Origin of the sequence: Vibrio sp. SCSIO 43153 (assembly GCF_023716625.1) — a bacterium.
GTDB classification, from domain to species: Bacteria; Pseudomonadota; Gammaproteobacteria; order Enterobacterales; family Vibrionaceae; genus Vibrio; species Vibrio rotiferianus.
The window spans coordinates 1,816,196-1,838,249 of the sequence record NZ_CP071855.1 but is presented as its reverse complement, the minus strand read 5'-3'; the positions used below and the strand labels follow the sequence as shown (position 1 = coordinate 1,838,249).

Sequence of the window (22,054 nt, the reverse complement as noted above, 5' to 3'; positions counted from 1 at the left end):
CAAGGCGTTATGTAAAAGGAGATGGAATTGACTACGAAGAAAGAAGAAATGACTCTTGTCGAAAGATTCGATGCTGTTGAAAAACTAACAGCTAAAGGCAAGGTTCTCACAACCATATCTATTATTCTTATCGCACTTAATGTGACCGGTGCTGTGATGAAGGAAGCAAATACATTTCTTTTCAAAATTGAATTTGCCCATCAAGAGGGAATTACTTACTTGCTGCTAGCTGCAATTTTGTATTTAACTGTTCGTTATCGAAATTATGCCCAACCATACCATCACGAGCTTTTTCTTCTTTGGTCGGAACGGATGATGCAAGATAAAGAGATCTTTAATTACAATCCAAGAGATGAAGTCGTAACCGGTTTCTTAGGCGATGCCTTTGACGTTTGGGGTGGAGATGAACCGGGTATTCAGGATTCAAAATACCATGTAAGCGGCTTCTTACGTCGAGCGGTGCGCTTTCCTTCAGTATTCCGTGGTGAGAGTGGTGATGGCGAATGGTTCGAGGAGCATTTTGATGAGTACTCTAGCCTTTTATCTTTCAACAAAAAGTGGACTTTTAGTAAATACATACGACTATTGCTAATTGAATTTAAGTACAGATTTAATGCATTTATCAACCACAGAGAGCATTTGGACATCTTAAGTCCATATATGTTTGCGTTTATTGCTGTCCTGTCAGTAATCGTGCCTTGGGAAACTTTTACATAACAAACTGTTTAAGAGGGATTCGCAACGCGTGGCATTTTTACTATGCGTTGGTTTTGGTGTTTAAGGTGTTATGCGGTGGCTTCGGTATTGCGTTGCTCACCCCTTAACAGGGCGTTATACGGCAGGGGTTTATGATTTACAAAAACGGAAAGAAACCAGTTGTTTTATTCGAAGAATTTGTAATTGAGTGGTTTGAATTAATCTCCAAAGGGCAGTGGGACATGGCATTCTCGAAGATTGATTTAGCTCCTTCTTTCGGAGAGGCTTTTACACCCGAGACATTTAGAAATGAAGTCGAAAATGATCATTTCTGTGAAGGTACGATTTTTAGGCAAGCACATCCTGATATTACCTATTCAAACCCTAAATTAATGCCTGGAAGTGGCCAACCAGAAATTTATGAAATTGAGTCATCTTTTAATTATTCATTTTTATATGATGTTCCGCTGAACAATGAGTTTAGCGATCTTACATCTGGTTGGGAGTTTATTGATGTTGGTGACTCTTACTTAGTAAGGTTAGACTTCCTTCACTTAATGTAGATACCGTATAACAAACAATTTAAGAGTGATTCACCACGCTTGGCATTTTCGGTTTGGGGTTAGTTCAGTGTTTATGGTGTCCACGTTGAGTGTGGTGGTAGCGTGGTTCACACCTTAATTGGGCGTTATACGATTAAGGAGAAAAATGAAGCCTGATTTACACGGAAGTAGGGTTGTATTGAGGTCAATTCAAATGGAAGATTCTGATGACTTGTTTGAAATTTATGGTGATGTTCAAACAATGGAATTTGCCTCAGATCCGGTTTTTCCATCGAAAGATTTGATATTCCAGATGCTAGAAAGCGTCGCCCAATTAGAAAAGTCGGGTGAATCGCTGGAATGGGCAGTTTTAGAGCAATCGACCAACAAAGTTATTGGAACTTGCGGTTTACATAGTTTTAGTGATTGTGGTCGTTCATGTGAGGTTGGATGCTTACTTAATTCAGCATATTGGCGACAAGGCTATATGTTGGAAGCTCTCAGTTTATTATTTTCTCACGCAAAATCTGTGGGCATTGAAAAATTGTATGCAGACATTGATGAAGGTAACTTTCGGTCTAAAGCTCTGTTTGAAAAATTAGGTTTCAAAGCCCAAAAAGGTCTCTTTCAGCGCTCGTTGTGAGAAATCGTATAACAAATTGTTCAAGAGTGATTCGGCACGTGTGGCATTTTTACTATGCGTTGGTTTTAGTGATTAAGGTGGTATGCGGCAGCTTCGGTATTGCGTGCCTCACACCTTAACAAGGCGTTATGTAACTTCAAGGCTCATCAGTTTCAACGCTTTGTTATCTCTACCGTAATGAGGCTTTCTCGTTTTTACATGCGTCTGGAACAGCTCTACATTGTCAGTCACAAGATTATTACTGTGGATTGAGGTTGAGATGAAATTACCAACATGGGAAAAACTACGTGCCAATTACCCAGCTTTACCTGCTAATGTGGTGTTTGAAAAGATCGGTGGTAAAGTGGGCTTAAACTATGAACTAGGTATATTTTCTAACGCTTGTGCTATAAGAGTTTCAAAAGCTCTTAACGGGAGCGGGGTAGAGCATAAAATTCCTCGCTATAACGCTATTGGACCGGAAGGTAAAATGAGTCTCCAAGTGTCTTCTGGACAAAATAAGTTTTGGTATATTTTCCGTGTAAAGATTCTTACGAAATATCTATCAGAAAAATACTTCAGCCCAGAGGTGTTGACCCCAGAAGAGCATTTGGAAAAAATTAAAGGGCGCAAAGGTATTATTATCTATCAAGTAAATGGGTGGAGTGATGCGACAGGGCACGCTGATTTGTGGGATGGAAAAAAATGTGTATATGAAGGGTATGCATCAGTTACGCATAAAGTTTTATTCTGGGAGTGCGCATGATAAGGGTAATTGCTTTTATTATTATACTTGTTTCATTACCTATAAGCGCCAGCTCTAATACACGAGTCCCTATTAACGGGCAGTTAATTCAATTTGCTAAAGCAAATTGCTTATATCAGTACTTTCAGCATAAAAACTATGACTTAAACGATATTAGAAATATATCTGCGGGTATAGTTCAGACGAGTTCTCTGGCACCAGAAACATTCGTTGAAGTATCTCGATTGGTGAAAAATTATGAGCCAGAGGTTAAGTATAAGAAGGATACTTCTCCTTTACTCGTGAAGTGTTTTACCTTGGATAGTGACCCTGTTTTTCTAAGAAAAATCAATTCGTTGACTCACGACGAATAAAGTTACATAACAAACTGTTTGAGAGTGATTCGCAACGCATGGCATTTTTACTATGCGTTGCGTTTAGTGTTTAAGGTGGTATGCGGCGGCTTTGGTATTGCGTTGCTCACACCTTAACAGGGCGTTATACCTCTATAGGATATTTATGAGTAGTATTGAATTTAAAAAGACTGATAAGAGCTTAACCATCATTGAAGATGATTCCATCGTAGTCGAGGTAGTAGAGAGAAGTGCTACGACTGAAGAGCTCGAATTTTATAGTGAAGATATCGATCAGCGGCTTTTACCTAAAATTCTTTCTTGCGAGGTTGATGATATCCCGAAGGGCTTACATTTCTATAATGAATATGTATGTGAGAGCTTTCAATTGGTGGATTTTATAGAGGTAAAACGTCACGTTGATTTTCTTGAAGTCGAATTCGCAGTCACTTTTCGTTGGGAGAACTGGGACAATCCGATTCTAGTTGGAGATTTTCTCGAACTTTATGCATCAGAAATCAAGGCATTAGGGCTTGAATCCAAAGCTATTGACCAACTACAGGATGGGTGGGCTGCTGTTAATGTCGTTATTCATATTAGCGCAGGAAGTATACAAAACCAAATAGATGCCATGATTGATAAATGTCAAATGGCTTATGAAACATTATTGATTAAAATTTCAAAAGAAAAAGCTCAAGATTCGATAGTTAAAATATTTGAATTTCCTAAAGGGTACGAAGTAGTATGTGCTCAGTATTTAATGTGGTTTGGCGAGTTACTAAATTCTTTAGATATTCAAGCAGATGTGACAACAGAGTGCAGAGCAGGTGAAACGTCTCTTATTATTGAACCTAAAGTGGCTGAATTGTTTTCGGATATTGAGAAATTACTATATCAATACCTATCGCTGCCATACTCAGAGCTCCTACCCGCCGATTTTATAAGCATGACTGCCCTAGAACGATCTAACTATCAGATTTTGGTTAATCAAGTAGAAAATTATAAACTTCAAATTCAAATGAAAGAGTCAGTTATTGAACTTAAGAATGCCACAATATCTCATTTGAATGGTGAACTATCGAATAAGACTAATGAACTTCTACTTCTAAAGAGCCTAAAAAATGATGAAGTTGAGATACTAGAGGGGGCAGTGAGTGTTGGAGAATTTAAATGGGGAGCTCTCAAAGTAAATGTTGGTAAGCTATTACGGTTTCTTAAGTAAAGGCATAACAAACTGTTTAAGAGTGATTCGCAACGCGTGGCATTCTCACTATGCGTTGGCTTTAGTGTTTAAGGTGGTATGCGGCGGTTTCGGTATTGCGTTGCTCACCCCTTAACAGGGCGTTATACGTTCTTGAGGTTCATATGATTGGAATTATCGTAAAAACAGAATCAGAAATTGAAGACTTGCCAAAGGATTGGATTCCTATGGAGTTCAACCCTCTTAAGTTAAACCAAGTATTTGATAGTATTTTAGGCTTTATTCCAACTCAACAGCAGTTTGTGTACGAGAATGGAGAAGTCTTGATTCATTTCGATGTTGATAGTTTAAATGAACCAAGAGCTATCACTTTTAACTGCGTAATGTCTCAAGCAAACGCAGAGATTATTGAACTTTTGGCTATTGGACTGGCAGCCAGAGTTTTTGATAGCGAAAGCTGCAAGTTTATCTAGTTGGCAAAATGAACGTATAACAATCTGTTTAAGAGTGATTCGCAACGCGTGGCATTTTCAATATGCGTTGGTTTTAGTGTTTAAGTGGTATGCGGGAGCATTAGTATTGCGTTACTCACACCTTAACAGGGCGTTAGGTAAATAGGAGAAAACGTGCAGTTTTTTGCAAGATATAAACAAGTTATCGCTGGGGCGATTTTGGGATTCTACGCGTTTGCTGTGGTTTTTTCTTATGCCTCAGAACAATCTACTAATATAATTAAAGTTCTGAATTCTCTAAGTGACTTGATATCATCAGCTGGAGCCATTGCTGCTCTATTTACATTAATTCATCTTGTGAGTGAGAAAAGAGAGGAAGAGCGTAACAGGCATATTTCTAGCGCTAATTATCTGTTAGTTCAGCTACTAAGCCAGGCTTGGGTCACTCGGGAATATATTAAAAAGGTATATCAAGATTATGAAACTGGAAATGCTGAGAAGTGTATAAATCTAATAATGCCTAGATATTCGGTTGACCACCTTCACAAGCTAGATTTAGAGAAGTACGCGTTTCTAATCGGTGGGTATGATCCTAATTTCTTCGCAAAACTATCGAATTGTAAGTTTAACACTTCTGCCATAACGGAGTATATTGACAATCGCATTGATTACTATACGACCGAACTTGTTGAACCATGTAAACATATAGCTTCCTCAAATGGTTTCAAGCTCGAACAGGTGGAGGAAGAAATTGAACCATTGGTTATAGGTTCTTTGATTTCTTCAACTGATAGGATTTTATCTCAGCTTCAAACTACTGAAAGAGATCTTATGATGTTACATTCGTTACTTTACTCTCATATGAAGAAAAAATACCCAAAGGAAATGTTTATCAAGCCGTCGGTTAAACATTAACCTAACAAACTGTTTAAGAGTGATTCGCAACGCGTGGCATTTTTACCATGCGTTGTCTTTAGTGTTTAAGGTGGTATGCGGCGGCATCGGTATTGCATTGCTCACACCTTAACAGGGCGTTAGCTGTTTAAGGAAAAAATGAGAAAATATGATAAGCCGCTATTCTGGCTGTATATAAAAACAAGAGACTCGTTGTTGTCATCTTTTAAGGGCTTTCTGGGAATGCTTTTAGTGTTGTTTGGGGCAGCAGTAGTTTTAGGTAATGAATCCCCCGAGAATGTCTGGATTTCGGTGGGAATCACTTTACTAGTATCTAGTCTTCCAGTCTCAATGGGCCTGATGATGGTAAAGCTCAAATTTAAGAGTTTTGCTGGGTCAATACCTACAGCAGAACTAGCGTATTTTTTACAGCACGATGAAGGTGCAAACATAGATAAAGCTGTGAGAGGTTTATTTTCGTTATGCCTATCTTTTATGATTTACCTTTGGTTTACGATGGTAACTATCGCAGTACTCGGTATGTTGGGAGCAAAGCTCGTGTTGTAAAACACAGCTAACAAACTGTTTAAGAGGGATTCGCAACGCGTGGCATTTTCATTATGCGTTGGTTTTAGTGTTTAGGGTGGTATGCGGCGACTTCGGTATGACGTTGCTCACCCCTTAACAGGGCGTTAGATGATGTGGTTAGTTTCATCAATTAGAGAGGTTTGACAAAATATATATGGCACTGAATTTACTCATAATAATATTTGCTATTTTTGTTATTTTTGCAGGTGTACTATACGCAATGTATACAAAAAATATAGTTTCAAAAGAAGGAAAAACCACAATTTTTGAACTGTTTGGTATTTTTGCATCAATTGCCACGGTGTTGGCTTTTCTATTTAGTCTGTCTGTTTATGATCAGGATAAAAAGGAACGCCTGATTCAAGAGCAAGAGCGTCATGATCTGATAGTTTCCGATTTCATAGCATCATATCAGTACAATGAGCGCGCAATTGAACACTTCTTAGAAACGAAAGTTCCAGACAGGGGCAAAGAAGTAAGCTTAGTTGAGCATTCATATTTTGTGAGCCTAGAGGAAACTCAGTTTAACCGAATTTTAGAAAGCGGAATTATTAAAGATAAAACATTGTTTAATAAAATTCTAAGCCTTAGTGAAGCTGTAAAAAAGTATAATAGAGATCTTGCGAAATTAGCCGATCTAAATGATCTTCTATCTAGCCGAGACTTGGGAAATAGAACGATGCTCCTTATGATAATGGAGCGAGATGTTAATCAGATAGTTGATCTATATAGTGATGTTGCGGCAGGGTTGAAAGAATCATCTAACAAATTGCTTAAGAGTGATTCGTAACGCGTGGCATTTTTACTTTGCGGTGGCTTATGTGATTAAAGCTCTGTGCGGTAGCTTTTGTATTGCGTTACTCACACCTTAGCAAGGCGTTATGAGTACTATTGGAAATTAGTGAAATGGAAAATATCTTTTCGAAATGGTTAGAGCTATTGAGTGAGAACCTTGGTCAAGAATCGACATGGGTTATATTTGTTATACTAACTCTGTTTTTGTTGCTGCTTATGTATGAGCGCTTCAACATCTCGATTGCAACATCTTCATCCAACAAATTTAAGAAGTACGAGCTTTTTTACAGGTATTTGATTCTGACCTGAGCCTTAAGAACCCTATCGTTATAGAGCAGGGATTTGCTAACTACTTTGGTTTTGCTTTATCCTTTGAAGAGATTCAACACTGTTGTAATCTAAATAGACCGACAGAGTTTATAAATGATCTTAAGAGGTGTAAAAGCTCCATCAGCTATGAAGATGGCAAATACGAAAAGCCAAAATTTCACAAGCTTAAAAAGTATTTGTCCAATGCTTTCTATTGGTTCTTTTCACTACTATTAACCTTATGCTTCTACTACTTTTTAGAATCTCAGCAAACTGCATGGTTGGTTCCAATAGCAATCTTTTTCGTATTAGCAGGCTATTCTTTAAAGTTTGTTAGTGCATCTTATGCCAGTGAAAGGATTGCGGGTAATAAGTATACTATAAGGCAGTCAGGTAATCGCATCTTATTGTGCAAGTCGTACTCATAACAAACTGTTTAAGAGTGATTCGCAACGCGTGGCATTTTTAATATGCGTTGGTTTAAGTGATTAAGGTGGTATGCGGCGGCATCGGTATTGCGTTGCTCACACCTCAACAGGGCGTTAGCTTAATCGGCAAAATGACATCTGAGCTAATATGGAAGTATCATAGTGTTGTTTATTATTAAATAGAGTGCACTTCACTAATGAGGTATGAGAAAATTATGACATTCAAAACCAGTCAGTCATTGTCAACTCAAATGGAAGCTGTTGCCAAAGCAGCGTCTTTACAACACCTCAGTATTTCAGATGTAGTTGCCAAAGCAGCGTCTTTACAACACCTTGACGTTACAGATATGGTTGCTAAAGCAGCGTCTTTACAACACCTTGACGTTACAGATATGGTTGCCAAAGCAGCGTCTTTACAACACCTTGACGTTACAGATATGGTTGCCAAAGCAGCGTCTTTACAACACCTTAACGTTACAGATATGGTTGCTCAAGCGGCGTCTTTGCAACACCTTAACGTCTCAGATATGGTTGCTCAAGCGGCGTCTTTACAACACCTTAGCGTTTCAGATATGGTTGCTCAAGTAGAGTCTTTACAGCACCATGGTATTTTCAACTCTGTAATAGATGTGGCATCGCTAAAGCGATTTGACACTTTAAACTCTTTATATACCGAACAAGAATTAACCGAGTTTTCAGAAGCATTATCAGAAGTTGGTAATAGCCTTCAACGAGACACAACGTCTAATATGGATGAAACGAAAGGAGTACAAAGAGTACCTGTATTTCTTTTGTTGTTTCTCAAATATATATTTAATTATATTGTGATGCCGTTGGTTGTAGCGACATATTTACAACCATTATTGACAGACTTTCTTAAAGAAAGTGATGAGCCGCTTCGAGTACAGAAAAATACGATCAAAAAATTGCCTCAGAAAAATGGTATAGAGACTACACCCGCAAACAGGTTTATAAGCGGTAATGGTGTTCGATTAAGAATCTCTGCGTCTACAAAAGTTGAAATTATTACACATTTAGAATTTGGTCAATTGGTGAATGTTCTGGAGAAAGATCGGAGTTGGGTTAAGGTTGCTGTGCCTCAAAAGAATGGAGAGCCATTGGAGGGATGGGTGTTAAATGAGTATACAGAACGGTTCAAGTAATTAAGCTAACAAACAATTTAAGAGTGATTCAGCACGCTTGGCATTTTTGGTTTGGGTTGAGTTCAGTGATTACGGTGGTCAGATTAAGTGTCTTGGTCGCCTGCTTCACACCTTAATTGGGCGTTATGTTTCAGGAAGTATTATGAACAAATTACTATGTCAAACTTGCAATACTGAGACGCTAGGTGAAGTAGGAGAAAGTCCGAAAGGTGTAAGGTATTTTGTTTGCTCCAAATGCAGGAGTTAAAGAGATGGTGTCCTAGGTGTGATCAGGGCTGGATTAACAAATTTGTAGATTCTGCTACAAATGAAGCTTTATTTAACCGCGAGGAATGTGAAGCTACATGGCTATCTGTAAATAAGATAGGCTCTCTAGATAGCTCCCAATTTGACCGGCCTTTTGACGGTAGCATGGAGTCATTTAGGCAAGTAGCGACGTATGAAACATAACAAAGCATTTAAGAGTGATTCGCAACGCGTGGCATTTTTACTTTGCGGTGGCTTATGGTGATTAAGGCGCTGTGCGGTAGCTTTTGTATTGCGTTACTCACACCTTAGCAAGGCGTTATGTTGCAATCACTAGTTGTAATCTTCAGGGAGAAGTGCCTGACCTGAATTGTCGATGAGATAAGTGAGTGCATCAATCACTCGGGTTGGTGTTAACAAGTTATCTTGGCTGCAAGCATCGAGTTCAAATGTGAGGTGAAGTTGCTCTCGCTCTACTTTGATAAATAGGTTTCCATGTGGTGGGCGCTCTTGTGACAAAGCGAAGGCCCCGATACCAAGAAAGTGTGGGCTGTTAAGGTTTCTGGTCGCGTAGATATCACATTTTAACTTGTGGGCCAGTGCTAAGAAATCCAGAAGCAAGTTAATCTGTTCATCTGAAATGCTATCAAGTGATTTGACATGTGGTTGTTTACAGAAACATTCCAAATAGTTATTCATCTCATCGATATTGTTGTTAAATAGCATCGCGTCTAGTCCTTGTTATAAAGCTTGCGATTGTACCTTGAGTCAGCAACATAACAAGGCGTTTAAGACAGATTCCCAACGCTTGGCGTTTTGCGTTCTAAGTTGGGTTAAGTGGTTAAGGTGTAATGGTTTAGGTTATGTGGCTGGCGTTGCTCACTACTTAACGCGGCGTTATGTTTTTTGGGAGAAAATGATGGAATTCAAGCTAGAAATCTATGCACCTGAAACAGAAGTTGTAGCTATCCGTGATGCACTCAACTCAGTTGGTGCAGGTGTTGTGGGTGACTATGACAGTGTTATTTCTATCGTAAAAATTTCAGGGTTCTGGAGACCAACTGAAGGCTCGGAACCTGTTACTGGCAAGAAGGGGGAAATTAACTTTGGTGAAGAGGTCAGAATTGACGTTAGATGCCAAGAGCCTTTAGTTCAAGCTGCACTTGATGCTATTCGAACAATTCACCCTTACGAAGAACCAGTGATCAACATTTTACCTCTATACAACCATAAGTTTGTCTAGCTACGTCAGCACAAACATAACAAACTGTTCAAGAGGGATTCGCAACGCGTGGCATTTTCACTATGCGTTGGTTTAAGTGATTAAGGTGGTGTGCGGCGGCTTCAGTATTGCGTTGCTCACCCCTTAACAGGGCGTTATACGAACTCGCAAAATTTAACATGGAGAACAAATTGAAAGATTATGAAGTTTATCTGTTCGATATGGACGGAACGTTAGTAAATTCAGAGCCATTAAAGGGTAAAGCTCTAGCATTGGCTTGTGCAGATTACGGCGCTCAAGTTGATCACAATATATATAAAGACGTTATGGGTGAAAGTTGGCAGGTTGTGACTGGTCACTTTTTTACTCATGCGGGCATTTCACCAGATCTAGGCGAGTTTAATCGTTATTTTCGAGCTCACTACGAACTGATGTTAAACGACGAACTTGAGTTGAATGCAGGAGCTAAAGCGTATATTGAACACTTGAAAAAAGCAGGGAAAAAATGTGGTGTTGTCAGCTCGGCAGCAACATGGATGGTTGAAAATATTTTGACTTCATTGCAGTTAGAAACAGCTTTTGATCTTGTTATTACCCAAGAGCATGTAACCAAGCATAAACCTGATCCTGAAGCTTATAATCTTGCACTCGCAAATTTAGATGTATCACCTGAACATACAATAGTGTTCGAAGATTCAACAGCAGGCATTAGCGCAGGTAAATCTAGTGGTTGTGACGTTATTGCCGTTAGGCATGAGTTTAATGGAAAAAATGACTTAAGCGGCGCATTAAGATCTATCAGTGTGTACGATGAAATGTTCGTATAACAAAGCATTTAAGAGTGATTCTCAACGTTTGGCACTTTTAATTCCATCGTTGAGTTCAGTGTTTACTGCGGTAAGGTTGAGTTTCGTGGTCGCGTTGTTCACACCTTAATGCGGCGTTAGCAGTCAGAAGTAATAAGGAACTATAGATGGAATTAAAGTATCGTTCAGCTGATTTTGAAGATTTGGAAAGTCTTGTTACTTTGCTTTCAAATGACCCGCTTGGTAGCAAAAGAGAAGACGCGTCTGTCCCGCTAAATAGTGCGTATATTGAAGCGTTCGATGCAATTGCACGAGATCCAAACAACGAATAACTTGTTGTTGAACTGGAAAACTCTTTAGTCGGGATGCTTCAAATTACTTTTATTCCTTACCTAACCCATATCGGTAGTTGGCGTTGTCTTATCGAAGGTGTTCGGATCCATAGTGACTATCGTGGACAAGGTTTCGGTGAGCAAATGTTCTCACATGCTATCGAACTGGCAAAAAGCAAAGGCTGTACAATTGTTCAGTTAACAAGTGATAAGCAGCGCCCTGATGCAATCAGGTTCTATGAAAAACTTGGATTCAAAGCAACACATGAAGGGTTTAAACTCGCGTTGTAAGTTGCTGCTAACAAAGCATTTAAGAGTGATTCGCAACGCGTGGCATTTTCACTATGCGTTGGTTTTAGTGTTTAAGGTGGTATGCGGCGGCTTTGGTATTGCGTTGCTCACCCCTTAACAGAGCGTTATGTTTCTTCAGGAAATACTTAGCTTTTGCGGCGACTATCTCTAATTTCCCCTTTTATTTTCCAAACATTGATACGTTCTAGCTGAAATTTATTGCCATCACTTGCATATCAATTTGTTATAGATATTGTACGCAAACGGCATAAGATACTTTGGGAAATTAAAAATGGTTAGAGGTTATAGTGAGCAGACTTTAAAAACTGAACCTGTAGTTCAGTTGGCAATACTAACGGGGTTAGATGACGATCTGAACTTTGTTCGAGGCAACAGAGAAAGTGTACTTCCAGTTCTCACGGGAGTCATTCTGTATCGACAATTAAGTAAAATCGAACAAAGAAAGGTCATGGAGTAAGCTCAGGCTCTTGGGAATCGGAGGTTTTTTGGTAAGGTGCAAATGCTAGTTGCGCAGAGTATTGCAAAACCAATGTGGAATCCTTGGAGTTTATCAAATCGCGAATTACAAGAGTACTTTAAAACACATAAAGCAGTTGCTGACTTTCTCTCAACATGGTTTATAACAATAGAAGTTAAGCTCGAAGTTGGTTTTGCCGCAGCCATAATTTATTCTTTATCAAAAGGTGGTGGCGCTTCCTTGGTGAAAGATATGGCATCTGTTCATATAGCTGAGGAAGCATTAAATAAGTTGAAGTTATCTGCTTCCGCTCAACAAGTTAGCTCGAGAGCGTTTTTCGTAGCTGTTATTCTTGCCAGTGTAATAAAAGGTTTTAATGAAGCTGACTCCATGTCCGCAAAAAAGGAACTTGTGCGTCGTAACTTACTTAGACCAGAGGATTTATAGTTAATGTTTTGGATACTGGCTCTATTTATTTCTCTGTTTGTCCTTTATTCGGATTATGCGTATTATTTTTACAGTAGGCGGAGGGGAGCAAGGTTAAAAACAACAAAACTAGTCAGCCTAGCTCTCACCGTAACATTGCCCATGTTGGCGGCAACCGAGATATTGAATGATTTTAAGGTAACAGGGGCGACTTATCAGACCGTTGTAGTATGTGTTGCGGCGTTAGTCGGTTCCTTGGTTTGTTTATCTGAAAGGTATCGTTTTAAGCACGAAAAATAGTGTTTTAGATATCCATTGAACCCAAAACATAACAAAGCATTTAAGAGTGATTCCCAACGCTTGGCATTTTCGGGTCAAGGTTGGGTTTTGTGTTTACGGCGGTATGGTTAAGGTTCTGTGGTTGCGTTGCTCACACCTTAATGCGGCGTTATGCCTCAGGAGAAAAAATGGAAAAGTCCATCCGAGAGTTAGCTAAAGAAGTTGGTCGAGTTATTCCGAAACCAGAAGCGAAAGCAGACTTCGTAATCAAAGGTATTGGTAGGCGAAGAGGTGAAGAAGCGTTAATCTATCGTATTCCCTCTCATTCGGATAAAGCCCCTTTTTATGAAAAAGGAGTGACGCTATCAGAATTCCAACTGGCTTATTCACATTTAAGAGAATCAGGCTACTTAACAAGAACTTGGTTTAATAAAAACCTTTCTGCTTGTGCAAAAGAGGGCGCGTGCAATTTTACAACCATAGGTGGCGTTTTTTGCATTTTAGGTGTGGCAGAATACATATCAAAAGCGACCTATCAGTCAAAGGCATAACAAACTGTTTAAGAGTGATTCGCAACGCGTGGCATTTTTACTATGCGTTTGTTTTAGTGTTTAAGGTGGTATGCGAGAGCTTCGGTATTGCGTTGCTCACACCTTAACAGGGCGTTATGTTGCAATGAGCTTTCGATATGCTCTAATGTTACATAAATCGTTATTGTTCCGAGAGAAATCGAATCATGTATCAACTGCGCTGCACTAAGAAATCACAAGACTTGCTGGGTCTTAGACCCCACGACCTGTCAGATATTGAAAGCGAACATCATATTCTCGGTAATTGGTATATGCATACATTTACTCAAGAGCGTCGAAAATGTCTCTTTTTCATGGAAGAGAAAACTCTAATGTCTTTTGTGCTTATCGGTTTCAAAAAGTCAGAACTCAAGCATTTTAATGAAGCTTTCAAAAGTGGGTTGTTGACCTTACTAGAGCTTGAAAATGCTCCAAATGAGATTCTTTCTTCGTTTGGAAATGCAGAGCCGAATATTAGCTTTACCAAAACTGACAGTCGAAAGTTACTTGGTCACGTTAACGATAAAATGTCGTTGTACCAAGATTTCATATATTCAGATGGCGGTATTGAGCATTGTGATCTAGCGCAGATCACCGCAAAAATTAATAGAATGCCTCAAAAAGAGCTGGGTTGGGCATTATCAATAGATGCCTTCAATGAGCTCTTCAACTAGCAACATAACAAACTGTTCAAGAGGGATTCGCAACGCGTGGCATTTTTACTATGCGTTGAATTTAGTGATTAAGGCGGTATGCGGCAGCTTCGATATTGCGTTGCTCATCCCTTAACAGGGCGTTAACTGGCGCAGAAAATACGAAAGCACAATGGTACAGTTTCTAGGTTCAGAGATTTAGCGTGTTCGGTCGGTTTCCTTAGCTGAGCTAATGCGACTAATTTCAGTTTGATACTTAAGTTTACTGATGTGAAAGGCGGCACAAAGCCTTCTAATAATATAAGGCATTCGCGATTAGTTCGGCGCACTTACATCGCCGAAGTATGGTGTTGTGAGACGCATTTCAAACTAAAGACAAACGGTAATTTTTTGGTTAAATACATATTTGAGTTAGCTTTGTTAATCATTAATTAGCAAAACGAGCTTTGGCGAAAGTGGCTGAAAGATAGGCGTAAACTGAAAGGCGCTCAGTTAACAAACTGTTCAAGAGGGATTCGCAACGCGTGGCATTTTCACTATGCGTTGGTTTAAGTGCTTAAGGTGGTATGCGGCGGCTTTGGTATTGCATTGCTCACCCCTTAACAGGGCGTTAGGTATCTTCGAGGATTATATGCAAATAACTGTACCAATGTATGTAAAGGGTCGTAGCTTTATTATGGCAGGGGGATTAGTGAATGCTTATGGTGGGGACAGGTTTGTTTATTTCCATTTACTATGTCAGGGCATTGAGTGTATAGCTAAAGCTGTTCTTCTCAATCAAGACTATGAACTCTATGAACCTAAGTTAAAAGATAAGTTCGGACATGATCTCACTAAGTTGTATTGTGAGGTAGAAAAAACCAATAGCGTATTTACTCTTTCAAAGGGAGCCGTTTTAGAGCTTGAATTTTTAAATAGATATTACAAGAGACACATGCTTCGTTACGGTAGTGAGGTAGACTTTGGTGAGGATACTCAGTCGTTAAAAGTAGGACAGTTATATAGCGAAGTTTTGGCGTGTTTAACTGCTTTAAACGAACTATTTACGTCCAATACCTAACAAACTGTTCAAGAGGGATTCGCAACGCGTGGCATTTTTACTATGCGTTGGTTTTAGTGATTAAGGTTGTATGCGGTAGCATCGGTATTGCGTTGCTCACCCCTTAACAGGGCGTTATATGCCCGAGTACCCCACGTTTAGTAGACACTTTACTAAGTTAGATCTAGGGTCTAATTGAGAGGTGATTTATGGCTAAACATCGTAATCCAGCGTACACCGAAGAGTTCCGCAAAGAAGCAGTCCGCTTGGCCAGTCTTCCTGGCCGAACAGCCGTCTCCGTTGCCAAGGAGCTGGGCATCAGTGCCCAGCAGATCCGGAACTGGAAGCGCCAGTTCACACGCCTATCTGATAAACAGTTTAACACCTTAGATGGTGTCGATTATTCGAAGAAAGAGTCCGAAGAGCTTCGAGCGCTAAGGCGCGAGAACAAGCGACTCAAAGATGAAATGGAATTCCTAAAAAAGGTCTCGGCGTACTTCGCGAAGCAGCAAGAGTGAAGTACGAGTTCATTGAAAGCTATACCGGCGAGTACTCGATTAGCTTAATGTGTCGTATGTTAGAGGTGAGTCGAGGTGGTTACTACAAGTGGTGTCATCATACGCCGAGTGAGCGTTCAAAGCGGCGAGAGCGCTTTGAGCAGCTCGTCATGTGTACCTTTGCCCAATATCGGGCACGTTACGGTTCAGTGCGAATAGCCGAAGAGCTCAACGAAGCAGGCATGCCTGCTGCGTGAATTATGTGGCTGATATTATGAAGGAAAAAGGTATCAGGGCACGTAATGGCAAAGGGTTTAAATACAGCAAGGATGTGGCTGCGATGACGAATGTTGCTGACAACTTACTGCGTAGAGACTTTGTATCTGAGACACCGAATCAGAAATGGGTCACGGACATCACGTATATCTGGGTGAAGAGCCGTTGGCTCTTCTTGGCGACAGTGATGGACCTGCATTCAAGGCGCATTGTGGGTTGGTCTCTAGGGACAACGATGACCGTCGAGCTCATCACCAATGCGCTAAAAATGGCGTTTGAGTCACGTAAGCCGCCTAAGGGCGTCATTATCCACTCGGACCGAGGTGTACAATACAGAGCATATAAATATCAAGACTTCATGCGCAAGCATGGAGGTGTACCGAGCATGAGTCGGCAGGGTAACTGCTGGGATAATGCGGTGATGGAGTCGTTTTACAGTCGACTGAAAGTCGAACAGATATACGCAGAAGACTATCAAACAGTCGAAGAAGCCCGAATGGGCATCTTCGAATACATCGAGGTATTTTACAATCGCAGAAGAAGACACTCAGCGTTGGGGTACATCAGCCCAGTTGAGTACGAAAGTATGTAGTTATGTACTGTCTACTTTTTGTGGGGTACACCAGTTTTCGACGGAAGTTGGTAGTATGAGCCTCGAATTAAGAAGTATAGACAAAACGAACTTCTATGAGATTTGCCAGTTACAGGTAGCTCAAAACCAGGTAAATCATGTTGATAGCAATGCTATTTCATTGGCTGAAGCAAACTTTATGAGTTTTCCTTGGTTCAAAGGTATCTATTCTGACAATAATCCAATTGGCTTTGTTTTAGTAAACGCAGACACAGTTTCAGGTAAGTTTGAACTTTGGCGGTTCATGCTTGATAAGTCTCAACAGTCAAAGGGGTACGGGCGTATTGCTATTGATTTGTTGAAATCAACATTGGTTCATGAGTTTGGAATATCGGCTCTATACACAAGTGTTGTTACGGGTTCAGATAGCCCTCAAGGTTTCTACGAAAGTTGTGGTTTTGTATCAACAGGTCACTTAGTTGAAGGGCGTGAAATAGAGTTGCGTCTATCCCTTTAACACCAAACATAACAAAGCATTTAAGAGTGATTCGCAACGCTTGGCAGTTTCGCTTCGCTCAAGTATAGCCAAGCGCCGCTCACACCTTAATGCGGCGTTATGAATCACTTTGGTTAAGAGGTAAAAAGTGGCATACATAGAATATAATTGGGTAAAGAACGAACACCCTATAAGGTTTAGTGAATTTGCTTCTGACATGGGAATTAATCTTCGCACATTATCCTACGATAACGTAAAAGAGGATGTCTGGGATTGGATTGACTCTAAAATCCGAAGCAAGATTATGTCTGAGTTAGACTATGTGTGGAAAGATGAATTTGAAACGAGTTTATCTTCGGTTAATCAGGGAATCTACGTAATTACTATCGCGGAAAATTTAAGTATTGATTACGAAGGGAAACCATCAAAAGTACTTTATATTGGTCGTGGTCAACTGCGTGCGCGAATTGGTAATCACTTAAAGTTTTGGCTCAGAAATTTATCAGATTCTCTGCAAGATATAGCTATACACGTTTGGATGACTGAAGTGAAAGTTCGAGGAAACAGTGATGCCTATAAAGATGTAGAATCAGACTTAATCTCACATTTTTATGAAAAATTTGGTATGTATCCGTTGAGAAATGCCAAGTTTGGTGACTGGCATGAGTGAATCCATGATTATCACAAGGATTGGAATCTACCACTTAGAAACCCAACCAGTATTAAATTGGGATGGTCTATACGTCCCTTGGAAAGTAATCCTTGGTATAAAAATTTGGTGTTGGACGACTGATTCATAACAAACTGTTTAAAAGTGATTCGCAACGCGTGGCATTTTCACTATGCGTTGTGTTTGGTGTTTCAGGTGGTATGCGGTGGCATCGGTATTGCGTTGCTCACACCTTAACAGGGCGTTATGTTTCAAGGAGGAAATTTGAAAGCTTTATCAGTAGTTAAGCCGTGGGGAACAATGATTGCAGATGAAATAAAATCATTGGAAATCCGAGGCTGGGCACCAGAGCAAATGCCAATGCTAAGTGTTGCCTTAGTTCAAAATAGTAAACGGTTAACAAAAAACGGCGATGAGGATTTTGACGGTGAAGTTGTGGCGGTCATCGATATCGTTTCCTGTGTCCCTTGGGTAAAGGAAGACTGTAAATTTTCAGGTTGCGACGAGTCAGAGTTTGAAGAGGGCTGGTTGGCATGGCGGTTGAGTAATATAAGAAAGCTCAATAACCCAGTGCCAGCAACGGCTAAGAGAAAATTCTATAATCTTACGGGTGAAGAAGCCTTAGCAGTCATACTTGAGCTAGAAACATAACAAACTGCTCAAGAGGGATTCGCAACGCGTGGCATTTTCACTATGCGTTTAATTTAGTGATTAAGGTGGTTTGCGGCGGCTTTGGTATTGCGTTGCTCACCCCTTAGCAGGGCGTTATATTTTACTGGAGTTCATCATGCTAAACAGAATCGAAGAATGGATTGATTTAACGAACGAAAGGTTTTCTAGCCAACGAAAAATTTGTACGTTGTTTGCGCGTCAGTTCGCCGGCTTCTACTCCGAAGAATTTCTAGCTGACTCATATTTTGTGATCGTTGATAGTATCCCAAAGCCAGATTTCCCAGAATTACGTGAAGCGGGTTTAGGTGACTTTCTTGATATGGAAATTCAAGGTATTACATATAAGAACACTTATTATATTTTACCGACTTTCGCTCAGGACCTACGACTGCACTTTCACGAGTTGGTGCATGTTGCTCAATGGAAAACTCTTGGCGCTCCAGGCTTTTTGCAACGCTACATAGCCGAGGTTCAAAGTGTTGGCTATAAGGATGCTCCGCTGGAGAAATTAGCTTATGCATTTGATCATCACTTTTCTCAAGGTGGGCAAAAAGTTGATGTTCCAAGCTATGTAGAAAATAAAATATAACAAACTGTTTAAGAGTGATTCGCAACGCGTGGCATTTTCACTATGCGTTGGTTTTGGTGTTTAAGGTGGTATGCGGGAGCTTCGGTATTGCGTTGCTCACCCCTTAACAGGGCGTTATAAGCACTGGCACAGCTCTAAGAATTCAAACGTTCATTCTTTAATCAAACTTTTAATTGGTATATATGCACAATGATGCACCTCTATGTTAAGGAGGTGTATATGCCAAAAATTTATGAGTACTTAGGGATAGTTCTATTTTTCTACAGCAATGAGCATGAGCCGATTCACATACATGGTAAGTTTCAAGGTAAAGAATCTAAGGCGGAAATTCACCTAAAGAATGGACGTATAACAAGAGTTGTAGTCAAAGATAAGGGGACTGGGTTAGAGTCTAAGAAGAAGCGAGAGTTTCAAGACTTTGTTCACTGTTATGCGGAAGATATAGTGGATAAGTGGGTAGACTACTTTGTAAAGAAGAAACATGTAAGTCCAATGATAATTACGAAGAAGGTTAAAAATGTCAGAGTTATCGGTGGTTAGAGCAACGCATCTTACTGGTCACATATTAGAAATCGAGTTTAGTGATAGTCATATTTCAATCGTGGATTTCGCACCATTTATTTTTGGTAATGGTCACCCAGACTATGATGTGTATAAAGACGTTTCTCACTTTTTGAAGTTTGACCTACTTGATGGGAATCTAAACTGGGATGATTACACAATGATTTTTCCTATCGGTGATCTATACCAAAACAAATTGTAATAGTGCTTCTAACAAACTGTTTAAGAGTGATTCGCAACGCTTGGCATTTTTGCTATGCGTTGCGTCTAGCGTTTAAGATGGCATGCGGCGGCTCCAGTATTGCGTTGCTCACACCTTAACAGGGCGTTAGCTCGATATATCAACACCTTATAGTCAAGGTTCTAGTAAGTAATTACTGATCCAGTAAATTGCAGTCTCTCGTGAAGTCATACGAAAAAAAGCTAAGTGGATTTGTGTCGTGACTTTTTAGAACGTATCAATCCGGATATATGCTAAGTAGGAGTTTTTATGAGAGTTCAACAGTCAAAGGTTGGGGCTGACCCAGTAAAATATTATGCGAGTTTAATTGGAATGGAAAAGCATGAGTCTCGCTTGAAAAAGCAAGCCAATGCAATTCCGATCATGACTGGAATTGTCCTCTACAGACAGCTCCCAAAAAATAAGCAATCGCAAATATTAAAGCACATACTAGGCATGAGTGATAACCAGTTAAAAGCCTCATTGTACGGATTAGTTTCGCAGGTTGTAGCTAATCCATATTGGTTCTCGTGGTCTCTTTCTGACAGTGAGCTTAGGGAGTTCTTTGATACGAATAAAGGGGTGACTGACGCGCTGAAAGTCGTAGGGCTAGATATAACAATTCCGTTGACAGTGGCTGGTGTTGCAGCATTTTTATACTCCGCAAATGAAAAAGGGGTCATTGGAGCTTCACAAAAAGCCTCTGAGCAACTCAAAAAAACGGTTACCTCGTCGCCAGTAGCGCAAGTTGGCATGAAAATGGGACTAACAAAACAAGCAGCATCACGAGCATCGGCAATTCTGGTTGTTATGGTTACTGTTATTGCATACCAAACGAGTTCAAATGCAAAAGATGCTCAAAAAGAGTTGTTACGTAGAGGTTTGCTAAAAGCGGATGATTTATAATGCTAATCATATTTCTAATACTTGCCTTTTCATTGGCGACAATCCATTTCTCTCACGTGCTTTTCTCTTTGTGCCTATCATCTCCAAGTCAGTTACCTAAAGGTGTAACATTACTGCGTTCACTAGCTCTTTGCATAATGGCGGCTTGTGCGCAGTATTATACGCTTTCATTGATCTTAGGTTCTAACCTACCTGCGGTATCAGGTTTAGTTTTAGTAATAACAAATACTTTCTTCTTTATAGGTTTTTACTCTGCTTACAAAGCTAAGCACACCAAAGAAAGTTAGTGCGTGAATATATATCAAGCTAACAAACTGTTTAAGAGTGATTCGCAACGCGTGGCATTTTTACTATGCGTTAGTTTTAGTGGTTAAGGTGGTATGCGGCGGCTTCGGCATTGCGTTGCTCACACCTTAGCAAGGCGTTATGTGTCCGAGTAAGTTCGAAGATGTAATTGATAATCATGTAACTGTGCTTTCCTTCTCAAGGTCTTATTTTTAATCAGTTTTTAGTAATGTGGATTTGTTTTAAAAGTGTAGGCTAGTTTGTGTTTAAATGCGGAGGTCTCATGGTTAAACATATTTATCAACAATACAATTCTCTTAAAGAAGGTGAAAAAGAGTATCTTAAATTAAACCCTCACCATGCTATAGCAATAAAAGAAGCGAAAGATGTTGCTTTTTTCGAAACAGAATCTCGCTTTGGCATCAATGGACACAATGATAAAAGCGATGCATTTCGTCATTGTTTTTGGTCTTCGATGCTAACTCGTGACATTGGATACAAAAATGCTCTCGAATTTACGACAGCACATGAAGACTTTCCGGAAAACCCAGAAAATGAAAAGGTCATGGATTTACACAATAATAAAGTTGGTATTCGGTTAGGGTTATCGATGGCGAGTAATGATAAACTTGCACATTATTGTTACACTTCATTGCTAGCAGGTCGTCTTAAGGTAATAAAGAAAGAGAAGAAAAAATGAAAAAATTGGTTATGATTTTCTTTATTTTACTTCAAGTATCCTGTTCAGATACAAATGAGATACAACTAAGATTAAATGACAGTAGTGTTGATTTTTCTGAAGTTGTCGAAGGTGATTGGAATCGAGTCTGCTTTTTAGGTCCGTACTCCAATAATACTGCTGCTCGTTCTTTACTGGGATTCGACTGGGATGCTGAGAATCTAAGTAGAATATCAGATTTAGATAGTATTACACTTTTATTATTTGCTAATGATGACGAAGTTATTAAATATAGTGAATTATCAAGGGAAATTGATTTTTCACTTTTTAGTAATACATGTATAAAACGTACTGAGGCAAAATTTAGCATTGGTGTGAATGATGTAGTCAATGTAGGAAGATAAAAATAAAAGTCACCTTAGTTGTAACACATAACAAACTGTTTAAGAGTGATTCGCAACGCATGGCATTTTTACTATGCGTTGCTCACACCTTAACAGGGC

Annotated in this window: 30 protein-coding genes and 1 pseudogene; 30 read left to right on the top strand and 1 reads right to left on the bottom strand. The window is 39.7% G+C overall.

Going from position 1 to position 22,054, the window contains the following annotated elements; all coding sequences use genetic code 11:
- Positions 1–27: 27 nt before the first annotated feature.
- The 10 genes from J4N37_RS08420 to J4N37_RS08335 all read left to right on the top strand — a co-directional run bounded on the left by J4N37_RS08420 (position 28) and on the right by J4N37_RS08335 (position 8,788).
- Positions 28–717 carry a hypothetical protein gene (locus J4N37_RS08420; RefSeq protein ID WP_252040571.1) on the top strand — a complete coding sequence of 230 codons (690 nt, stop codon included), beginning with the start codon at positions 28–30 and terminating at the stop codon, positions 715–717.
- A gap of 131 nt (positions 718–848) precedes the next feature.
- On the top strand, positions 849–1,259 hold the full coding sequence (locus J4N37_RS08410; protein WP_045386035.1) for a hypothetical protein: 411 nt from the start codon (positions 849–851) through the stop codon (positions 1,257–1,259).
- Between the two features lie 145 nt (positions 1,260–1,404).
- Positions 1,405–1,881 (top strand): GNAT family N-acetyltransferase, encoded by a 477-nt coding sequence (locus tag J4N37_RS08405; protein ID WP_154204511.1) that lies wholly within the window; start codon positions 1,405–1,407, stop codon positions 1,879–1,881.
- Between the two features lie 259 nt (positions 1,882–2,140).
- Positions 2,141–2,626 (top strand): type VI secretion system amidase effector protein Tae4, encoded by a 486-nt coding sequence (locus tag J4N37_RS08395; protein WP_041061605.1) that lies wholly within the window; start codon positions 2,141–2,143, stop codon positions 2,624–2,626.
- Between the two features lie 498 nt (positions 2,627–3,124).
- The gene (locus J4N37_RS08385) at positions 3,125–4,180 is read left to right on the top strand and encodes a hypothetical protein (RefSeq protein WP_252040566.1); all 1,056 of its coding nucleotides are present in this window, start codon (positions 3,125–3,127) and stop codon (positions 4,178–4,180) included.
- A 143-nt stretch (positions 4,181–4,323) separates the two neighbouring features.
- On the top strand, positions 4,324–4,632 hold the full coding sequence (locus tag J4N37_RS08375) for a hypothetical protein (RefSeq protein ID WP_045372057.1): 309 nt from the start codon (positions 4,324–4,326) through the stop codon (positions 4,630–4,632).
- Between the two features lie 153 nt (positions 4,633–4,785).
- The gene (locus tag J4N37_RS08365) at positions 4,786–5,526 is read left to right on the top strand and encodes a hypothetical protein (RefSeq protein ID WP_252040561.1); all 741 of its coding nucleotides are present in this window, start codon (positions 4,786–4,788) and stop codon (positions 5,524–5,526) included.
- 138 nt (positions 5,527–5,664) lie between these two features.
- Positions 5,665–6,072, top strand: a complete 408-nt coding sequence (locus tag J4N37_RS08355; RefSeq protein ID WP_025769012.1) for a hypothetical protein — start codon at positions 5,665–5,667, stop codon at positions 6,070–6,072.
- A gap of 175 nt (positions 6,073–6,247) precedes the next feature.
- Positions 6,248–6,883 carry a hypothetical protein gene (locus J4N37_RS08345; RefSeq protein ID WP_252040559.1) on the top strand — a complete coding sequence of 212 codons (636 nt, stop codon included), beginning with the start codon at positions 6,248–6,250 and terminating at the stop codon, positions 6,881–6,883.
- 957 nt (positions 6,884–7,840) lie between these two features.
- Positions 7,841–8,788 (top strand): SH3 domain-containing protein, encoded by a 948-nt coding sequence (locus tag J4N37_RS08335; RefSeq protein WP_252040557.1) that lies wholly within the window; start codon positions 7,841–7,843, stop codon positions 8,786–8,788.
- Between the two features lie 579 nt (positions 8,789–9,367).
- Here the strand turns inward: J4N37_RS08335 and J4N37_RS08325 are convergent.
- Complete coding sequence (locus J4N37_RS08325; protein ID WP_252040555.1) at positions 9,368–9,760, bottom strand: hypothetical protein; 393 nt, start codon at positions 9,758–9,760, stop codon at positions 9,368–9,370.
- A 190-nt stretch (positions 9,761–9,950) separates the two neighbouring features.
- On the opposite strand from J4N37_RS08325, the gene J4N37_RS08320 reads away from it, so the two are divergent.
- The 20 genes and pseudogenes from J4N37_RS08320 to J4N37_RS08170 all read left to right on the top strand — a co-directional run bounded on the left by J4N37_RS08320 (position 9,951) and on the right by J4N37_RS08170 (position 21,955).
- Positions 9,951–10,277 carry a YqfO family protein gene (locus tag J4N37_RS08320; RefSeq protein WP_237282401.1) on the top strand — a complete coding sequence of 109 codons (327 nt, stop codon included), beginning with the start codon at positions 9,951–9,953 and terminating at the stop codon, positions 10,275–10,277.
- 158 nt (positions 10,278–10,435) lie between these two features.
- Complete coding sequence (locus J4N37_RS08310; RefSeq protein ID WP_010448839.1) at positions 10,436–11,083, top strand: HAD family hydrolase; 648 nt, start codon at positions 10,436–10,438, stop codon at positions 11,081–11,083.
- A 146-nt stretch (positions 11,084–11,229) separates the two neighbouring features.
- Positions 11,230–11,685: pseudogene (locus tag J4N37_RS08305) on the top strand (GNAT family N-acetyltransferase).
- A gap of 292 nt (positions 11,686–11,977) precedes the next feature.
- Positions 11,978–12,163 (top strand): hypothetical protein, encoded by a 186-nt coding sequence (locus J4N37_RS08295; protein WP_252040553.1) that lies wholly within the window; start codon positions 11,978–11,980, stop codon positions 12,161–12,163.
- 42 nt (positions 12,164–12,205) lie between these two features.
- On the top strand, positions 12,206–12,610 hold the full coding sequence (locus tag J4N37_RS08290) for a hypothetical protein (protein ID WP_230842082.1): 405 nt from the start codon (positions 12,206–12,208) through the stop codon (positions 12,608–12,610).
- Between the two features lie 446 nt (positions 12,611–13,056).
- Complete coding sequence (locus tag J4N37_RS08285; RefSeq protein ID WP_252040551.1) at positions 13,057–13,419, top strand: hypothetical protein; 363 nt, start codon at positions 13,057–13,059, stop codon at positions 13,417–13,419.
- A 185-nt stretch (positions 13,420–13,604) separates the two neighbouring features.
- On the top strand, positions 13,605–14,111 hold the full coding sequence (locus tag J4N37_RS08275) for a DUF6933 domain-containing protein (RefSeq protein WP_252040548.1): 507 nt from the start codon (positions 13,605–13,607) through the stop codon (positions 14,109–14,111).
- Positions 14,112–14,721: 610 nt separating this feature from the next.
- Positions 14,722–15,150 (top strand): hypothetical protein, encoded by a 429-nt coding sequence (locus tag J4N37_RS08260; protein ID WP_252040544.1) that lies wholly within the window; start codon positions 14,722–14,724, stop codon positions 15,148–15,150.
- 188 nt (positions 15,151–15,338) lie between these two features.
- A complete protein-coding gene (locus tag J4N37_RS08250; protein ID WP_004413754.1) occupies positions 15,339–15,647 on the top strand; it encodes a transposase in 309 nt (102 codons plus the stop codon).
- The gene (locus J4N37_RS08245) at positions 15,644–15,883 is read left to right on the top strand and encodes a hypothetical protein (RefSeq protein WP_252040542.1); all 240 of its coding nucleotides are present in this window, start codon (positions 15,644–15,646) and stop codon (positions 15,881–15,883) included. The genes J4N37_RS08250 and J4N37_RS08245 overlap by 4 nt, the downstream gene beginning before the upstream one ends.
- 17 nt (positions 15,884–15,900) lie before the next feature.
- Positions 15,901–16,494, top strand: coding sequence for an IS3 family transposase (locus J4N37_RS08240; RefSeq protein WP_252040540.1), 594 nt, complete (start codon positions 15,901–15,903; stop codon positions 16,492–16,494).
- 55 nt (positions 16,495–16,549) lie between these two features.
- Complete coding sequence (locus tag J4N37_RS08235) at positions 16,550–16,990, top strand: GNAT family N-acetyltransferase (protein ID WP_252040538.1); 441 nt, start codon at positions 16,550–16,552, stop codon at positions 16,988–16,990.
- A gap of 127 nt (positions 16,991–17,117) precedes the next feature.
- Positions 17,118–17,639, top strand: a complete 522-nt coding sequence (locus J4N37_RS08230; protein ID WP_252040536.1) for a hypothetical protein — start codon at positions 17,118–17,120, stop codon at positions 17,637–17,639.
- Positions 17,640–17,903: 264 nt separating this feature from the next.
- Positions 17,904–18,290, top strand: coding sequence for an ASCH domain-containing protein (locus J4N37_RS08220; protein ID WP_252040534.1), 387 nt, complete (start codon positions 17,904–17,906; stop codon positions 18,288–18,290).
- Positions 18,291–18,426: 136 nt separating this feature from the next.
- A complete protein-coding gene (locus J4N37_RS08210; protein WP_010448942.1) occupies positions 18,427–18,900 on the top strand; it encodes a hypothetical protein in 474 nt (157 codons plus the stop codon).
- Between the two features lie 219 nt (positions 18,901–19,119).
- On the top strand, positions 19,120–19,440 hold the full coding sequence (locus J4N37_RS08200; protein ID WP_025523864.1) for a DUF4160 domain-containing protein: 321 nt from the start codon (positions 19,120–19,122) through the stop codon (positions 19,438–19,440).
- Complete coding sequence (locus J4N37_RS08195) at positions 19,418–19,663, top strand: DUF2442 domain-containing protein (RefSeq protein WP_025523863.1); 246 nt, start codon at positions 19,418–19,420, stop codon at positions 19,661–19,663. The genes J4N37_RS08200 and J4N37_RS08195 overlap by 23 nt, the downstream gene beginning before the upstream one ends.
- Before the next feature lie 288 nt (positions 19,664–19,951).
- The gene (locus J4N37_RS08185) at positions 19,952–20,587 is read left to right on the top strand and encodes a hypothetical protein (protein ID WP_252040532.1); all 636 of its coding nucleotides are present in this window, start codon (positions 19,952–19,954) and stop codon (positions 20,585–20,587) included.
- A 568-nt stretch (positions 20,588–21,155) separates the two neighbouring features.
- Positions 21,156–21,572, top strand: a complete 417-nt coding sequence (locus J4N37_RS08175; protein ID WP_252040530.1) for a DUF6973 domain-containing protein — start codon at positions 21,156–21,158, stop codon at positions 21,570–21,572.
- Entirely contained in the window at positions 21,569–21,955 is a 387-nt protein-coding gene (locus tag J4N37_RS08170; RefSeq protein WP_017420617.1) for a hypothetical protein, read from the top strand. The genes J4N37_RS08175 and J4N37_RS08170 overlap by 4 nt, the downstream gene beginning before the upstream one ends.
- Positions 21,956–22,054 lie beyond the last annotated feature (99 nt).

Coding starts and splice junctions, on each gene's coding strand:
- J4N37_RS08290 (WP_230842082.1), top strand. CDS start 12,206: ATGCTAGTTGCGCAGAGTATTGCAAAACCAATGTGGAATCCTTGGAGT.
- J4N37_RS08195 (WP_025523863.1), top strand. CDS start 19,418: ATGTCAGAGTTATCGGTGGTTAGAGCAACGCATCTTACTGGTCACATA.
- J4N37_RS08355 (WP_025769012.1), top strand. CDS start 5,665: ATGAGAAAATATGATAAGCCGCTATTCTGGCTGTATATAAAAACAAGA.
- J4N37_RS08170 (WP_017420617.1), top strand. CDS start 21,569: ATGAAAAAATTGGTTATGATTTTCTTTATTTTACTTCAAGTATCCTGT.
- J4N37_RS08375 (WP_045372057.1), top strand. CDS start 4,324: ATGATTGGAATTATCGTAAAAACAGAATCAGAAATTGAAGACTTGCCA.
- J4N37_RS08260 (WP_252040544.1), top strand. CDS start 14,722: ATGCAAATAACTGTACCAATGTATGTAAAGGGTCGTAGCTTTATTATG.
- J4N37_RS08410 (WP_045386035.1), top strand. CDS start 849: ATGATTTACAAAAACGGAAAGAAACCAGTTGTTTTATTCGAAGAATTT.
- J4N37_RS08240 (WP_252040540.1), top strand. CDS start 15,901: ATGAAGGAAAAAGGTATCAGGGCACGTAATGGCAAAGGGTTTAAATAC.
- J4N37_RS08275 (WP_252040548.1), top strand. CDS start 13,605: ATGTATCAACTGCGCTGCACTAAGAAATCACAAGACTTGCTGGGTCTT.
- J4N37_RS08235 (WP_252040538.1), top strand. CDS start 16,550: ATGAGCCTCGAATTAAGAAGTATAGACAAAACGAACTTCTATGAGATT.
- J4N37_RS08285 (WP_252040551.1), top strand. CDS start 13,057: ATGGAAAAGTCCATCCGAGAGTTAGCTAAAGAAGTTGGTCGAGTTATT.
- J4N37_RS08345 (WP_252040559.1), top strand. CDS start 6,248: ATGGCACTGAATTTACTCATAATAATATTTGCTATTTTTGTTATTTTT.
- J4N37_RS08405 (WP_154204511.1), top strand. CDS start 1,405: ATGAAGCCTGATTTACACGGAAGTAGGGTTGTATTGAGGTCAATTCAA.
- J4N37_RS08310 (WP_010448839.1), top strand. CDS start 10,436: ATGGAGAACAAATTGAAAGATTATGAAGTTTATCTGTTCGATATGGAC.
- J4N37_RS08185 (WP_252040532.1), top strand. CDS start 19,952: ATGAGAGTTCAACAGTCAAAGGTTGGGGCTGACCCAGTAAAATATTAT.
- J4N37_RS08325 (WP_252040555.1), bottom strand. CDS start 9,760: ATGCTATTTAACAACAATATCGATGAGATGAATAACTATTTGGAATGT.
- J4N37_RS08250 (WP_004413754.1), top strand. CDS start 15,339: ATGGCTAAACATCGTAATCCAGCGTACACCGAAGAGTTCCGCAAAGAA.
- J4N37_RS08320 (WP_237282401.1), top strand. CDS start 9,951: ATGATGGAATTCAAGCTAGAAATCTATGCACCTGAAACAGAAGTTGTA.
- J4N37_RS08335 (WP_252040557.1), top strand. CDS start 7,841: ATGACATTCAAAACCAGTCAGTCATTGTCAACTCAAATGGAAGCTGTT.
- J4N37_RS08295 (WP_252040553.1), top strand. CDS start 11,978: ATGGTTAGAGGTTATAGTGAGCAGACTTTAAAAACTGAACCTGTAGTT.
- J4N37_RS08175 (WP_252040530.1), top strand. CDS start 21,156: ATGGTTAAACATATTTATCAACAATACAATTCTCTTAAAGAAGGTGAA.
- J4N37_RS08395 (WP_041061605.1), top strand. CDS start 2,141: ATGAAATTACCAACATGGGAAAAACTACGTGCCAATTACCCAGCTTTA.
- J4N37_RS08385 (WP_252040566.1), top strand. CDS start 3,125: ATGAGTAGTATTGAATTTAAAAAGACTGATAAGAGCTTAACCATCATT.
- J4N37_RS08200 (WP_025523864.1), top strand. CDS start 19,120: ATGCCAAAAATTTATGAGTACTTAGGGATAGTTCTATTTTTCTACAGC.
- J4N37_RS08210 (WP_010448942.1), top strand. CDS start 18,427: ATGCTAAACAGAATCGAAGAATGGATTGATTTAACGAACGAAAGGTTT.